Raw genomic sequence first — 12,864 nt, 5'->3', positions numbered from 1 at the left:
AGAGTGCCGTCGCGACGGCAGGGCCAAGCTGGCCGCCCAACGCAATCTGCCAGCACAGCGTAAAGACAGCGACTGGCGGCATAAAGCGAATCGCATAGCGCGTGGCGCGAATGGTGCGATTCTCAATGAACATCGGCGCAAGGCGCTTTTCCATCGGCCACGTCTTTGCGTAATGCTGTCCCCGACGAAACAGACTAAAGAAATTTACGGACGGGTTCTCTGGTGTCGACATGGCTGTACCTCAACTTCACATATAAAAATTAAAATTTTCGTGCAAAACCACAACAAGCTATGACAACGTTCAAAATATTTTGTCATCTCTACCCCGTATCGGGTATCCTGTGCCAGCCTGATAGGGCCTTAGACGAGAATCATTAACTCGTCAAATTATTGCACATTATGCCATTGGCTGAAAATTGTGCAAAATGGCATAAAATCAAAGTTATTTCTTCCATCATGCCACAATGTTCGTTTGGCATGATGTTAATCATAAATGTCTGAGTCATCATGCGTTACGCTGTTAGACTCACTGACGTTTTTTTAGCCACGTATCAATAATAGGTACTTCCATGTCGAGTAAGTTAGTACTGGTTCTGAACTGCGGTAGCTCCTCACTGAAATTCGCCATCATCGATGCGCTCAACGGTGACGAATACCTCTCTGGTTTGGCCGAATGTTTCCATCTGCCTGAAGCACGTATCAAGTGGAAGATGGACGGCAGCAAACAAGAAGCGGCTTTAGGTGCAGGCGCCGCTCACAGTGAAGCGCTGAACTTTATCGTTAACACTATTCTGTCACAAAAACCAGAACTGTCTGCTCAGTTGACTGCGATTGGTCACCGTATCGTCCACGGCGGCGAAAAATACACCAGCTCCGTCGTGATCGACGAATCTGTGATCCAGGGCATCAAGGACTCTGCGTCCTTCGCACCGCTGCACAACCCGGCTCACCTGATCGGTATCGCTGAAGCGCTGAAATCCTTCCCGAATCTGAAAGACAAAAACGTGGCCGTATTCGACACCGCGTTCCATCAGACCATGCCGGAAGAGTCTTACCTCTATGCCCTGCCATACAGCCTGTACAAAGAGCACGGCGTACGTCGCTACGGCGCGCACGGCACCAGCCACTTCTATGTGACTCAGGAAGCCGCAAAAGTCCTGAACAAGCCGGTTGAAGAACTGAACATCATCACCTGCCACCTGGGCAACGGTGGTTCTGTTTCCGCTATCCGCAACGGTAAATGTGTTGATACCTCCATGGGTCTGACCCCGCTGGAAGGTCTGGTGATGGGTACCCGTTCCGGTGACATCGACCCGGCGATCATCTTCCACCTGCACGACACCCTGGGCATGAGCGTTGACCAGATCAACAAAATGCTGACCAAAGAGTCTGGCCTGCTGGGTCTGACCGAAGTCACCAGCGACTGCCGTTACGTCGAAGATAACTACGCAGAGAAAGAAGACGCTAAACGTGCAATGGACGTTTACTGCCACCGTCTGGCGAAGTACATCGGCTCTTACACTGCGCTGATGGAAGGCCGTCTGGACGCGGTTATCTTCACCGGTGGTATCGGTGAGAACGCGGCAATGGTTCGTGAACTGTCCCTGGGCAAACTGGGCGTTCTGGGCTTCGACGTTGATCACGAGCGTAACCTGGCTGCCCGCTTCGGCAAGTCTGGCTTCATCAACAAAGAAGGCACCCGCCCTGCTCTCGTTATCCCAACTAACGAAGAACTGGTCATTGCGCAAGACGCGCACCGCCTGACTGCCTGATTCCACACCGCCAGCAATGCTGGCGGTGCTGTTTTGTAACCCGCCCAATTGCGGCGGTAACGAAAGAGGATAAACCGTGTCCCGTACTATTATGCTGATCCCTACCGGAACCAGCGTCGGCCTGACCAGCGTCAGCCTTGGCGTTATCCGTGCTATGGAACGCAAAGGCGTTCGTCTGAGCGTCTTTAAGCCAATTGCCCAGCCACGTGCCGGTGGCGATGCGCCAGACCAGACCACCACCATCGTTCGCAAGAACTCCAATCTGCCAGCGGCTGAACCGCTGAAGATGAGCCACGTTGAGTCTCTGCTGTCCAGCAACCAGAAAGACGTGCTGATGGAAGAGATCATCGCCAACTACCATGCTAACGCGCAAGACGCGGAAGTGGTGCTGGTTGAAGGTCTGGTCCCGACGCGCAAACACCAGTTTGCCCAGTCTCTGAACTTTGAAATCGCGAAAACCCTGAACGCAGAGATCGTTTTCGTGATGTCTCAGGGCACCGACACCCCAGAGCAGCTGAACGAGCGTATCGAACTGACGCGCAGCAGCTTCGGCGGCGCGAAAAACACCAACATCACCGGCGTGATCGTGAACAAACTGAACGCACCGGTGGATGAGCAGGGCCGTACTCGCCCTGACCTGTCCGAGATCTTCGACGACTCTTCCAAAGCGAAAGTCATCAAAGTTGACCCGGCTAAGCTGCAGGAATCCAGCCCGCTTCCGGTTCTGGGCGCGGTGCCATGGAGCTTCGATCTGATTGCCACCCGTGCAATCGATATGGCGCGTCACCTGAACGCCACTATCGTTAACGAAGGCGACATCAACACCCGCCGCGTGAAGTCCGTGACCTTCTGTGCGCGCAGCATTCCACACATGCTGGAACACTTCCGCGCAGGTTCCCTGCTGGTAACCTCCGCAGATCGTCCTGACGTGCTGGTTGCCGCCTGCCTGGCAGCGATGAACGGCGTGGAAATCGGTGCGATCCTGCTGACCGGTGCCTACGAGATGGACCCACGCGTCAGCAAGCTGTGCGAACGCGCGTTTGCGACCGGCCTGCCGGTCTTCATGGTGAACACCAACACCTGGCAGACCTCCCTGAGCCTGCAAAGCTTCAACCTTGAAGTGCCGGTTGATGACCACGAGCGTATCGAGAAAGTTCAGGAATACGTAGCGGGCTACATCAACGCAGACTGGATCGAATCCTTGACTGCGACCTCCGAGCGCAGCCGCCGCCTGTCTCCTCCAGCATTCCGTTACCAGCTGACCGAGCTGGCGCGTAAAGCGGGCAAACGCGTTGTTCTGCCAGAAGGCGACGAACCACGTACTGTTAAAGCAGCTGCTATCTGTGCAGAGCGCGGCATCGCGACCTGCGTGCTGCTGGGTAACCCGGATGAGATCACCCGCGTTGCGGCGTCTCAGGGCGTTGAGCTGGGCGCTGGCATCGAAATCGTTGACCCTGAAGTGGTTCGCGAGAGCTACGTTGCTCGTCTGGTTGAGCTGCGTAAGAGCAAGGGCATGACCGAAGCCGTTGCACGCGAACAGCTGGAAGACAACGTGGTGCTGGGCACGCTGATGCTGGAGCAGGACGAAGTTGACGGTCTGGTTTCCGGTGCGGTTCACACCACGGCGAACACCATCCGTCCACCGCTGCAGCTGATCAAAACTGCACCGGGCAGCTCTCTGGTTTCTTCCGTGTTCTTCATGCTGCTGCCTGAACAGGTTTACGTTTATGGCGACTGCGCGATCAACCCGGATCCAACCGCAGAGCAGCTGGCAGAAATCGCTATCCAGTCCGCGGACTCCGCGATTGCCTTCGGTATCGAACCGCGCGTAGCGATGCTCTCCTACTCCACCGGTACCTCTGGTGCTGGTAGCGACGTAGAGAAAGTGCGTGAAGCGACCCGTCTGGCGCAGGAAAAACGTCCTGACCTGATGATCGACGGTCCGCTGCAGTACGACGCTGCCGTGATGGCCGACGTTGCGAAATCCAAAGCGCCGAACTCGCCGGTTGCAGGTCGCGCTACCGTGTTCATCTTCCCGGATCTGAACACCGGTAACACCACCTATAAAGCGGTGCAGCGTTCAGCAGACCTGATCTCCATCGGGCCAATGCTGCAGGGTATGCGCAAACCTGTGAACGACCTGTCTCGTGGCGCGCTGGTAGACGATATCGTCTATACCATCGCTCTGACCGCGATCCAGTCTTCGCAGCAGCAGTAATGTTAAAAAGCCCGGTGACGCTAGCGCTTACCGGGCAACAAAAAGGCGACCACTTAACGGGTCGCCTTTTTTATTTACAGCAGCTCTCGCGCCGCCGATACAATGTCATGTGCCGTCAGGCCATACTCCTTCTGAAGGAAATCCTGCGTCCCCACCTGTCCGTAACGCTCCTTGACGCCCACCCGCCGCATCGGTACCGGGCAGGTTTCCACCAGGACTTCCGCCACCGCCGATCCCAGCCCGTTGTGAATACTGTGGTTTTCACAGGTGACGATGCGCCCGGTTTTCTCGGCGTAGTTTTTCACCAGCATCCGGTCGATGGGCTTCAGGGTAAACATGTCGATGACCGCCGCGCTTACCCCCTCCTGCTCAAGCTGACGCGCCGCCTCCAGCGCTTCCGCCACCATGATGCCGTTGGCAATCAGGGTAATATCGGTTCCTTCGCGCAGCACGTTACCTTTGCCGATGGTGAAGGTTGAGCCCGGGGCGTACACCCTCGGCGCCTGCTTGCGGATGGTGCGTACCCAGTAAAAGCCTTCGAGGTCGATAAGCTGGCGCAGCACGTCCTCGAACATCACCGCGTCAGTCACCTCCAGCACCACCGAATGCGCCAGACCGCGTACGATGCCCATATCCTCAAACGACATATGCGTGCCGCCGTTGTGGCAGGCCGTCACGCCCGCATCCGAGGCAATCACCTTCACGTTGTTGCGCTGATAGTCCAGGGACATAAACAGCTGGTCAAAGCAGCGACGGCTGGCAAACGCGGTGAAGGTATGAACGAACGGTTTACGCCCGGTAAGCGACAGCCCCGCCGCCGTGCCGATGACGTTGGCCTCCATAATGCCGCAGTTAATCACGTGCTGCGGATAATCGCGCGCCACGCCGTCCATCGCCATAGAGCTCATCAGATCCGCTTCCAGGGCGATAATCTCGCTTCCCGCCTCAATCTGCTTTGCCACAAAGCCCGCGTAGACCTTACGCATCTCAACGGCGTCTTTCTCTCCTGCCGGTGCAACCTTAATCATGTGAAGCCTCCAGTTGGCGAATCGTCTCGTTGAGGGCCGCTTTGCTCTCCGCGGTCAACCGCAGGTGGTGCGAGTTGCTGAGCTGTTCCAGGTAGGGCACCCCCTGCCCTTTGATGCTGTCGAGGATGACGACTAACGGACGCGCGTCGGCAGCCGGGACCCGCGACGTCAAAGCCAGCAGGCCCGGAACGTCGTCGCCCTTCACCATCGCCACGTCAAAGCCAAAGGCGCGGAATTTCCCCTCCAGGTCGAACGCGCTGATGATCTCGTCCAGCTCGCCGTCGAGCTGCTGTTTGTTCCAGTCCACGAATACCGTCAGGTTGTTCAGGCGATGGTGGGCAATAAACTGGAAGGCTTCCCAGCACTGCCCCTCGTTCAGCTCGCCGTCACCGACGATGCAGAAGACGCGGTTCGGTCGCCCCGCCAGCCTGTGCGAAAGCGCCATACCGCCGGCAATGGAGATCCCCTGCCCCAGCGAACCGGTGGTGGCGTCCACGCCGCGCGTTTTCAGACGGTCCGGGTGGCTTGGCAGGCGCGTGCCGTTCTGGTTCAGGGTGCTCAGCTCTTCCACCGGGAAGTAGCCCTTGATCGCCAGCGTGCTGTAGAGCGCCGGGCCCGCATGACCTTTCGACAGGACAAAATAGTCCCGCTCCGGCCAGTCCGGATCCGCCGGGTCGATTTTCATCACCGCGCCGTACAGAACAGCCAGGGTTTCGACCACCGACATACTTCCGCCGTAGTGCCCAAAGCCCAGCTGCGTCAGGGATTTCAGCGTCTCAAGACGGATCTGACGCGCGAGTTCGGTTATCTCTTTCTCATTCATGATTTGGCTCCGGTGTTTTCCTGCGCGTTACCGCCCGCAGGTTTGTTTTTCGCGAAGACGTTGTACGCCACCAGCAGCGCGAACAACGCGACAACCAGTCCGGTGATGGCAAGCGGCGACAGGAAGCGCGCCAGGTTGCCGAGGACAATCCCGACCGCGCCGAAGTCGGCGTCCGAGAAGGTGGTGTTGGCAAAGCCAATGGCGCCCAGCACCGGCAGCAGCAGGACCGGCAGGAAGGTGATCAACAGGCCGTTAGCAAAGGCGCCAATCATTGCTCCGCGACGTCCACCGGTGGCATTACCGAACACGCCCGCCGTTGCGCCGGTGAAGAAGTGCGGCACCACGCCCGGCAGGATGAGCACCCAGCTAAACTGACCGCAGATCAACAACCCCACAATCCCGCCGAGGAAGCTGAACAGGAAGCCAATCAGCACCGCGTTTGGCGCATAGGGATACACCACCGGGCAGTCCAGCGCAGGACGGGCGTTCGGCACCAGTTTCTCCGAGAAGCCGGTAAAGGCCGGAACGATCTCCGCCAGAATCAGGCGCACGCCCTGCAGGATGATGAACACGCCCGCCGCAAAGGTGATCGCCATGATGATGGCGTAGACCAGGTAGTTCTGACCGCCGCTGAAGGTGGCCTCCACGTACTCACGCCCGGCGCTCACCGCCAGGATGAGGTAGATAATCATCATGGTCAGGGAGATGGAGATCGAACTGTCGCGCAGGAAGCTCAGGTTCTTCGGCAGGTTCATCTCTTCCGTTGAGCGTGAGCCCTTGCCAACCTTGCTGCCAATCCAGCCGGACAGCACGTAGCCCAGCGTGCCGAAGTGGCCGAAGGCAATTTCATCGTTGCCGGTTATGCGCTTCATGTAGCGCTGCGCAATCGCCGGGAAGAAGGCCATAATCAGGCCGAGGATCAGCGAGCCGGTAAACACCAGACCCACGCCTTCAAAGCCCGCGACCGTCAGGATCACGCCAATCATGCACGCCATATAAAACGTGTGGTGACCGGTCAGGAAGATGTACTTCAGGCGAGTAAAGCGTGCGACGATAATATTCGCCACCATGCCGAAGGCCATAATCAGCGCGGTCGCTGCGCCGTATTTCTCCAGCGCAATTGACACAATCGCTTCATTGTTTGGAATAATGCCCTGGATCGTAAAGGCGTGTTCAAACATACCGCCCAAAGGATTTAATGACCCCACCAGCACCGTTGCACCACCGCCCAGCACAATAAAGCCAAGAATGGTTTTAATCGTTCCTTTCACCACGTCCGAAAAGGCTTTCTTTTGCGCAACCAGACCAATTAACGCAATTAAACCGACCAGCACTGAAGGGACTTTTAAAATATCAACAACGAAATTCAGCGTTTCAAGGATAAACATATCCACCTCGCCTTATCAGGGTTATTGTCTTTCGAACCAGGCGCGCAGCTGCGCTGCAAGTTCGTTGATGTCGATGATGTTGTTAATCACCACCAGCTGGCTTTCCGGGACGCTGGCGCTGGCCGCAATGTCTTTTGCCATCACGAAAAGATCGGCCGCGCCCGGCGTGGCCGAGGAGAGATCGGAATGTTCAACCTCAGCCTCAATCTCCAGCTTTTTGAGCACCTTTTTAATATTCATTTCGACCATAAAACTGCTGCCCAGGCCGGAGCCGCAAATAGCCATGATTTTCATTGTTGTCCCCTTATTTTGAGTAGAGCACGCCCCATCACGCTGTCGCGTAATGTTGTGAATAATCGGATTAAAGAATTAAATCAGAAGCGGTCAATAATCGTTTTAATTTCCTCCAGGGTATTCGCCTGATGCAGTTTCTCCATATTCTCGTCGCTGGAAAATAATTCTGCAAGTGCGGATATCATTTCGATATGGCTATGTTTATCCGGTGCCGCGAGCATGATAATCACATCGACAGGGTCAAACTCACCGGCACCAAACGAGACGCCCTGTTTTAGTTTTAATAAAGACAACCCCAGTCCTTTGGCACCTTCCTCCGGCCGCGCATGCGGCATCGCCAGCCCTGGTGCCAGCACATAATAGGGTCCTAACGTGTGGTGCTGCTGGATGATGGCCGTGACGTATTCAGGCTCAATCACCTGCAAATCCTGAAGCGGCTTCGCGCACAGCTCCAGCGCCTGCGGCCAGTTTTCCACGCTATCCTGCAGCGTGATGGTTGTATCATATATCCATTTTTTGAGCACTTTTCACTCCCGCTACCCACTAAAGATGAGCAAACTTTATTCAACACATCGCTGGATGACTGCGATCGCGATCACAAAGATAGCGCTACCAATGCTTAACATGCAGAAATGTGATAGCGCTATCAAATTGCAATCACGGCGCTAAATCACAGCAAAAAAAAGGATTTAAGGCGTATACTGCCTGTCACGTGAAGCGAAGGAAATGAAGAACGCGTCTGGTCAGCAGGAAGGTGTATGTCTCTAACCCGAAAACGGCGCAGTACTGGTAAAGTGACACTCGCCGATGTCGCACAGCTTGCCGGTGTGGGCACGATGACCGTGTCCCGTGCACTCCGCACGCCCGAACAGGTTTCCGATAAACTACGTGAAAAAATTGAAGCTGCCGTGCAGGAGCTGGGCTATATGCCTAATCTTGCCGCCAGCGCGCTTGCCTCGGCGTCGTCGTGGACGATAGCCATGGTGGTGCCTAACCTCTCCGAAGCTGGCTGCTCGGAGATGTTCGCCGGGCTACAGCAGGTGCTACAGCCTGCCGGGTATCAGATCATGCTGGCAGAGTCCCAGCATCGCCTGGAGCAGGAGGAGAAGTTGCTGGAGACGCTGCTGGCATCGAATATTGCCGCCGCTATCCTGCTCAGCGTTGAACATACCGATACCGTTCGCCACTGGCTGAAAAACGCCTCCATTCCGGTGATGGAGATGGGCGCCATGCGCGCCGACCCGATTGATATGAATATCGGGATTGATAACGTAGCGGCCATGTATGAACTCACGGAAATGGTGATTAAGCGCGGCTACCAAAATATTGGTCTGCTGTGCGCCAACCAGGAGCAGTGGATTTTCCAGCAGCATCTGCAGGGCTGGTACAAAGCCATGCTTCGCCACCATATGTCGCCAACCCGGGTCATTAACGCGGCGATGCCGCCAAGCTTCTCGACAGGCGCGGCACAGCTGCCTGAATTCCTGCTGGCGTGGCCGGAGCTGGATGCGCTGGTATGCGTCTCAGATGAGCTGGCCTGCGGGGCGCTGTACGAGTGCCAGCGCAGGCGAATCAAGGTGCCGGACGACCTGGCGGTGGTAGGTTTTGGTGATAGCGACGTGAGCCGCGTCTGTCAGCCGCCGCTGACGACGATGGCGGTGCCGCATCGTAAGATTGGAATTGAAGCCGGGAAAGCGTTGCTGGAGCGTCTGAATGACGGTGACTGGCGCGATCAAAAGCCCATCGCGTCCAGTCTGTGTCTGAGAGAGAGTTGCTGAATATTACTCAGCCTCTTCCTCTTTCTCTGATTTGGTCGATTCGTTTTTGGCGTTGCGGGTCATCCACAGCGCCAGCGCTTTTAACGAATCCGGCGTGAACTCGTCGCAGCGCGCGGTGATCTCTTCCGGCGTCATCCAGCTGACTTCACTCACCTCTTCTTCCTGCAGAGCGAACGGCCCGTGGGAGACGCAGCTAAACAGCCCGCCCCAGACGCGGCAGTTTTCGTCTTCGAAATAGAACTGGCCGTGCTCGGCAAACGGCACGCCGGCGATACCTAACTCTTCTTCTGCTTCTCGACGCGCGGAATCCAGCAGCACTTCATCTGCCTGGACAACACCGCCTGCGGTGGCATCCAGCATACCCGGGAGAAAATCTTTGGTGTCCGTGCGGCGCTGGACCAGAATTTTGCCCATACCGTCATGCACAACGATGTACGTTGCGCGGTGGCGCAGACGCTCCGCACGCATTTGTTCGCGGCTGGCCTGCGCGATCACTTCATTCTCTTCGCTGACAATGTCAACCCACTCTGTACTTGCCAAATGACTCTGCTCCACCATCGGGAAACCTTCTCTTCTAAGCGCTCTTTCGGCGCGTTTGCAGTTGAGGTGTAACTTACGGATTAATCGCTATCTGCGCAATAACTTGCTGATCATTAAGTGCGATAACGCGCAGGGTATTTCCATCCAGCATGCCATAGCTTGCTGGATAACCGCCTTTCGGTATGCTGACCGATCCCGGGTTGAAGTGATAAATCTCACCGCGCTTTTCAGCAACCGGAATATGAGTATGACCGTAAACCAGGACATCGCCAGCCGCGAGCGCCGGGATATTATCCGGGCTAAAAAGATGCCCGTGCGTCAGGAACAGGCGGCTTTGTTCCAGCAGCACCTGCTGCCATGGCGCGGTAAGGGGAAAATGCAGCAGCATCTGGTCCACTTCGCTGTCGCAGTTGCCGCGAACGGCGATGATTCGCGAGGCGTACGGGTTGAGCTTTTCCGCGACCTGCGCCGGAGCGTAGCTCTCCGGCAGCGCGTTGCGCGGGCCGTGGTTGAGCACATCCCCCAGAATAATCAGCCACTGCGCGCCGCTTTGTGCAAACAGGGAAAGGACACGCTCGGTAGCGGGCAGCGATCCATGGATATCCGACGCAAACATCAGTTTCATCAGTCACTCCTCGGGAAAACAGACTGCCCCCATCATACCTGAAGCGTCCGGGCTTATCAGCCCGCGCGCCTGGCAGATAGTGCCACATAGCGCTGCACGGAGGCGCGCTGCCACTGAAACGCGGCATAATCCACCAGCAGCTGCGGCACCTCATCGCCGTTGAGGATCAGGCGGTTTAGCATCAACGCAAGATCGGCGTCGGCAATGCACCACTCGCCGAACAGGTTCGGGTTGCCGTGTGCGAGGAGCGAGGTGGCGGTTTCAATGAGTTTTTGCGCGCTTTCACGACCTTCAGCGCTGAGCGCTGGCTTTTTCACCCCGGCGAACACGACGTCCGTTGAGCGTTCCACGCGAATTGGCACCAGATCGCTTCGCAGCCACGCCTGGATCTGCCGCGCCCGAGCGCGTTTTTGCAGGTCGTGCGGATAGATCCGCTCCCACTCGGGCGGCGCGAACCTATCTTCCAGATATTCATCAATCGCCGACGATTCGCTCAGGGCAAAACCGTCAATCTCCAGCACCGGCACGCGTCGGGTCAGGTCGTAACCCTGCCACTGTGGCTTGAGATGTTCACCGCCGTCGAGATTAACGGTCTTCAGCGTAAAAGTGAGTCCTTTTTCGGCCAGCGCAACGTATACGCTCATTACATAGGGAGAAAAGAAATTCGCATCGGACCACAACGTGATTACGGGCTGGTTCATAACATCCTCATCGGCTGATCGGGTTTTTACTCAACATATAATCTCTTTGCCTCGCTGTCACTTGATGAAAACTCACGATTTACAACAACCACCTATACTCATTTGTCATGGCACCACTATTCGCATGGACAGGAGTTGAGAATGATCGACCTTTATTACGCCCCTACCCCAAACGGCCAAAAGATCACCCTCTTTCTTGAAGAAGCCGAACTGGATTACAGGATCATTCGCGTGGATATCAGCAAAGGCGAACAGTTCAGCCCTCTCTTTCTGGCTATCTCGCCGAATAATAAAATCCCGGCCATTATTGATAACCAGCCGGCCGACGGGGGCAGGCCTCTGAGCCTGTTTGAATCCGGTGAAATTTTGCTCTACCTGGCGGAGAAAACCGGCAAACTGCTGAGCGGCGAACTGCGCGAGCGTCACCATACCCTGCAATGGCTCTTCTGGCAGGCAAGCGGGCTGGGGCCCATGCTGGGACAAAATCATCATTTTACCGCTTACGCCCCGCAGCCTATTCCTTACGCGATAGAACGCTATCAGGTTGAGACTCAACGGCTCTATGACGTTCTGAACCGTCGGCTGAAGAAAACGCCGTGGCTCGGGGGCGATCATTACAGTATTGCCGATATCGCCTGCTGGCCGTGGGTGAATACGCATGAAAAACACCGAATTGACCTGGCCGCTTACCCGGCGGTGAATAACTGGTTTGAGCGCATTCGGACCCGCCCGGCCACCGAGCGGGCGATGCAAAAAATCCAGCAGATTTAACCCTCTATGAGGCTGGGTACCCGCGAGCCTCTCATGTATGATGAGCGTGAAATACTGACACGGAGAAGACCTGCAATGTCACAGCCAGACGCCATTATTCGCATAAAAAATTTACGCCTTCGTACCTTCATCGGTATCAAAGAGGAAGAGATCGCCAACCGTCAGGATATTGTCATTAACGTGGTAATTCACTATCCCGCAGACAAAGCGCGGGCCAGCGAAGACATCAACGACGCGCTGAACTACCGCACAATCACCAAGAACATTATCCAGTTTGTGGAGAATAACCGCTTCTCTCTGCTGGAAAAATTAACTCAGGATGTGCTCGATATCGCACGCGAACATCACTGGGTCACTTATGCTGAAGTTGAGATCGATAAACTTCACGCCCTGCGCTACGCCGATTCCGTCTCCATGACGCTAAGCTGGCGACGCCAGGCGTAATCCTGGAGGTTGTATGAAGATTTTGCTGACCGGCGGCACAGGCCTTATTGGTCGCCACCTCATTGCGCGTCTGCAGGCCTTGCGTCACGACATTACCGTCGTCACTCGCAGCCCGGAGAAAGCGCGTCAGGTGCTGGGGGCGGGTGTCGATATCTGGAAAAATCTGGCCGATCAGCAAAATCTGGACGGCTTCGACGCCGTCATTAACCTCGCGGGTGAACCCATCGCCGATAAGCGCTGGACGGAAGAGCAAAAACAGCTGTTATGCAGCAGCCGGTGGAACATTACCGAAAAGCTGGTAGAGCTGATCCGCAATAGCCACACGCCGCCTTCCGTGCTGATTTCGGGTTCCGCAGTGGGTTATTACGGCGATCTTGGCGAGGTGGTGGTGACCGAGGAAGAGCCACCCCATAACGAGTTTACCCATAAGCTCTGCGCCGCGCAGGCGATACGCTCCCACTGGGCGCAGAGCTTATGGGTAA

The 12,864-nt window shown here is 56.2% G+C and carries 15 protein-coding genes; 6 read left to right on the top strand and 9 right to left on the bottom strand.

From position 1 onward, the window contains the following. Positions 1–232 (bottom strand): terminus macrodomain insulation protein YfbV (yfbV, locus tag INF68_RS19450; protein WP_193525400.1); only part of this gene is annotated, 232 nt, incomplete at its 3' end. 337 nt (positions 233–569) lie between these two features. On the opposite strand from yfbV, the gene ackA reads away from it, so the two are divergent. Together ackA and pta are read left to right on the top strand one after the other, a co-directional pair. Next, positions 570–1,772, top strand: coding sequence for an acetate kinase (gene ackA, locus INF68_RS19445; protein WP_193525399.1), 1,203 nt, complete (start codon positions 570–572; stop codon positions 1,770–1,772). 76 nt (positions 1,773–1,848) lie between these two features. Continuing rightward, positions 1,849–3,990 (top strand): phosphate acetyltransferase, encoded by a 2,142-nt coding sequence (gene pta / locus INF68_RS19440; RefSeq protein WP_023312545.1) that lies wholly within the window; start codon positions 1,849–1,851, stop codon positions 3,988–3,990. A 74-nt stretch (positions 3,991–4,064) separates the two neighbouring features. Here the strand turns inward: pta and INF68_RS19435 are convergent, their stop codons facing one another. The 5 genes from INF68_RS19435 to INF68_RS19415 form a co-directional block, all read right to left on the bottom strand. Continuing rightward, positions 4,065–5,018 carry a transketolase family protein gene (locus INF68_RS19435; protein ID WP_109846078.1) on the bottom strand — a complete coding sequence of 318 codons (954 nt, stop codon included), beginning with the start codon at positions 5,016–5,018 and terminating at the stop codon, positions 4,065–4,067. Beyond that, a complete protein-coding gene (locus tag INF68_RS19430) occupies positions 5,011–5,841 on the bottom strand; it encodes a transketolase (protein ID WP_109846077.1) in 831 nt (276 codons plus the stop codon). The genes INF68_RS19435 and INF68_RS19430 overlap by 8 nt, the downstream gene beginning before the upstream one ends. Continuing rightward, entirely contained in the window at positions 5,838–7,229 is a 1,392-nt protein-coding gene (locus INF68_RS19425) for a PTS ascorbate transporter subunit IIC (protein ID WP_032659183.1), read from the bottom strand. The genes INF68_RS19430 and INF68_RS19425 overlap by 4 nt, the downstream gene beginning before the upstream one ends. A 21-nt stretch (positions 7,230–7,250) precedes the next feature. Beyond that, the gene (locus INF68_RS19420; RefSeq protein WP_193525398.1) at positions 7,251–7,523 is read right to left on the bottom strand and encodes a PTS sugar transporter subunit IIB; all 273 of its coding nucleotides are present in this window, start codon (positions 7,521–7,523) and stop codon (positions 7,251–7,253) included. 80 nt (positions 7,524–7,603) lie between these two features. Further along, complete coding sequence (locus tag INF68_RS19415) at positions 7,604–8,047, bottom strand: PTS sugar transporter subunit IIA (protein WP_193525397.1); 444 nt, start codon at positions 8,045–8,047, stop codon at positions 7,604–7,606. 234 nt (positions 8,048–8,281) lie between these two features. On the opposite strand from INF68_RS19415, the gene INF68_RS19410 reads away from it, so the two are divergent. Beyond that, positions 8,282–9,301, top strand: coding sequence for a LacI family DNA-binding transcriptional regulator (locus INF68_RS19410; protein ID WP_023312550.1), 1,020 nt, complete (start codon positions 8,282–8,284; stop codon positions 9,299–9,301). A gap of 3 nt (positions 9,302–9,304) precedes the next feature. Here INF68_RS19410 and yfcD read toward each other — a convergent pair whose 3' ends face one another. From yfcD to yfcF, 3 genes are read right to left on the bottom strand one after another with little or no spacing between them, the layout of a single operon-like run. Beyond that, a complete protein-coding gene (yfcD, locus tag INF68_RS19405) occupies positions 9,305–9,859 on the bottom strand; it encodes an NUDIX hydrolase YfcD (protein WP_023312551.1) in 555 nt (184 codons plus the stop codon). Between the two features lie 55 nt (positions 9,860–9,914). After that, on the bottom strand, positions 9,915–10,466 hold the full coding sequence (gene yfcE, locus INF68_RS19400; protein ID WP_193525396.1) for a phosphodiesterase: 552 nt from the start codon (positions 10,464–10,466) through the stop codon (positions 9,915–9,917). 56 nt (positions 10,467–10,522) lie between these two features. Beyond that, on the bottom strand, positions 10,523–11,167 hold the full coding sequence (gene yfcF, locus INF68_RS19395; RefSeq protein ID WP_193525395.1) for a glutathione transferase: 645 nt from the start codon (positions 11,165–11,167) through the stop codon (positions 10,523–10,525). Positions 11,168–11,308: 141 nt separating this feature from the next. Here yfcF and yfcG point away from each other — a divergent pair, with 141 nt between their 5' ends. The 3 genes from yfcG to INF68_RS19380 all read left to right on the top strand — a co-directional run. After that, positions 11,309–11,938: a GSH-dependent disulfide bond oxidoreductase gene (yfcG, locus tag INF68_RS19390; protein ID WP_193525394.1), complete on the top strand. Its 630-nt coding sequence runs from the start codon at positions 11,309–11,311 to the stop codon at positions 11,936–11,938. A 75-nt stretch (positions 11,939–12,013) separates the two neighbouring features. Beyond that, a complete protein-coding gene (gene folX / locus INF68_RS19385) occupies positions 12,014–12,382 on the top strand; it encodes a dihydroneopterin triphosphate 2'-epimerase (RefSeq protein ID WP_023616057.1) in 369 nt (122 codons plus the stop codon). Positions 12,383–12,395: 13 nt separating this feature from the next. Continuing rightward, on the top strand, positions 12,396–12,864 hold a 469-nt coding region (locus INF68_RS19380), incomplete at its 3' end, for an NAD-dependent epimerase/dehydratase family protein (RefSeq protein WP_193525393.1).

The sequence above is a fragment of the Enterobacter cloacae complex sp. P16RS2 genome, assembly GCF_014982155.1.
Classification (GTDB): Bacteria; Pseudomonadota; Gammaproteobacteria; order Enterobacterales; family Enterobacteriaceae; genus Enterobacter; species Enterobacter cloacae_M.
Note: the sequence above shows the minus strand (reverse complement) of the source record. Positions and strands in the feature narration are given on the sequence as shown.

Excerpts from the sequence above, each read along its gene's own strand:
- yfcE (WP_193525396.1), bottom strand. The coding sequence starts at position 10,466 with ATGAAACTGATGTTTGCGTCGGATATCCATGGATCGCTGCCCGCTACC.
- folX (WP_023616057.1), top strand. The coding sequence starts at position 12,014 with ATGTCACAGCCAGACGCCATTATTCGCATAAAAAATTTACGCCTTCGT.
- INF68_RS19435 (WP_109846078.1), bottom strand. The coding sequence starts at position 5,018 with ATGATTAAGGTTGCACCGGCAGGAGAGAAAGACGCCGTTGAGATGCGT.
- INF68_RS19410 (WP_023312550.1), top strand. The coding sequence starts at position 8,282 with ATGTCTCTAACCCGAAAACGGCGCAGTACTGGTAAAGTGACACTCGCC.
- yfcD (WP_023312551.1), bottom strand. The coding sequence starts at position 9,859 with ATGGTGGAGCAGAGTCATTTGGCAAGTACAGAGTGGGTTGACATTGTC.
- INF68_RS19420 (WP_193525398.1), bottom strand. The coding sequence starts at position 7,523 with ATGAAAATCATGGCTATTTGCGGCTCCGGCCTGGGCAGCAGTTTTATG.
- ackA (WP_193525399.1), top strand. The coding sequence starts at position 570 with ATGTCGAGTAAGTTAGTACTGGTTCTGAACTGCGGTAGCTCCTCACTG.
- INF68_RS19425 (WP_032659183.1), bottom strand. The coding sequence starts at position 7,229 with ATGTTTATCCTTGAAACGCTGAATTTCGTTGTTGATATTTTAAAAGTC.
- yfcF (WP_193525395.1), bottom strand. The coding sequence starts at position 11,167 with ATGAACCAGCCCGTAATCACGTTGTGGTCCGATGCGAATTTCTTTTCT.
- INF68_RS19430 (WP_109846077.1), bottom strand. The coding sequence starts at position 5,841 with ATGAATGAGAAAGAGATAACCGAACTCGCGCGTCAGATCCGTCTTGAG.
- yfcG (WP_193525394.1), top strand. The coding sequence starts at position 11,309 with ATGATCGACCTTTATTACGCCCCTACCCCAAACGGCCAAAAGATCACC.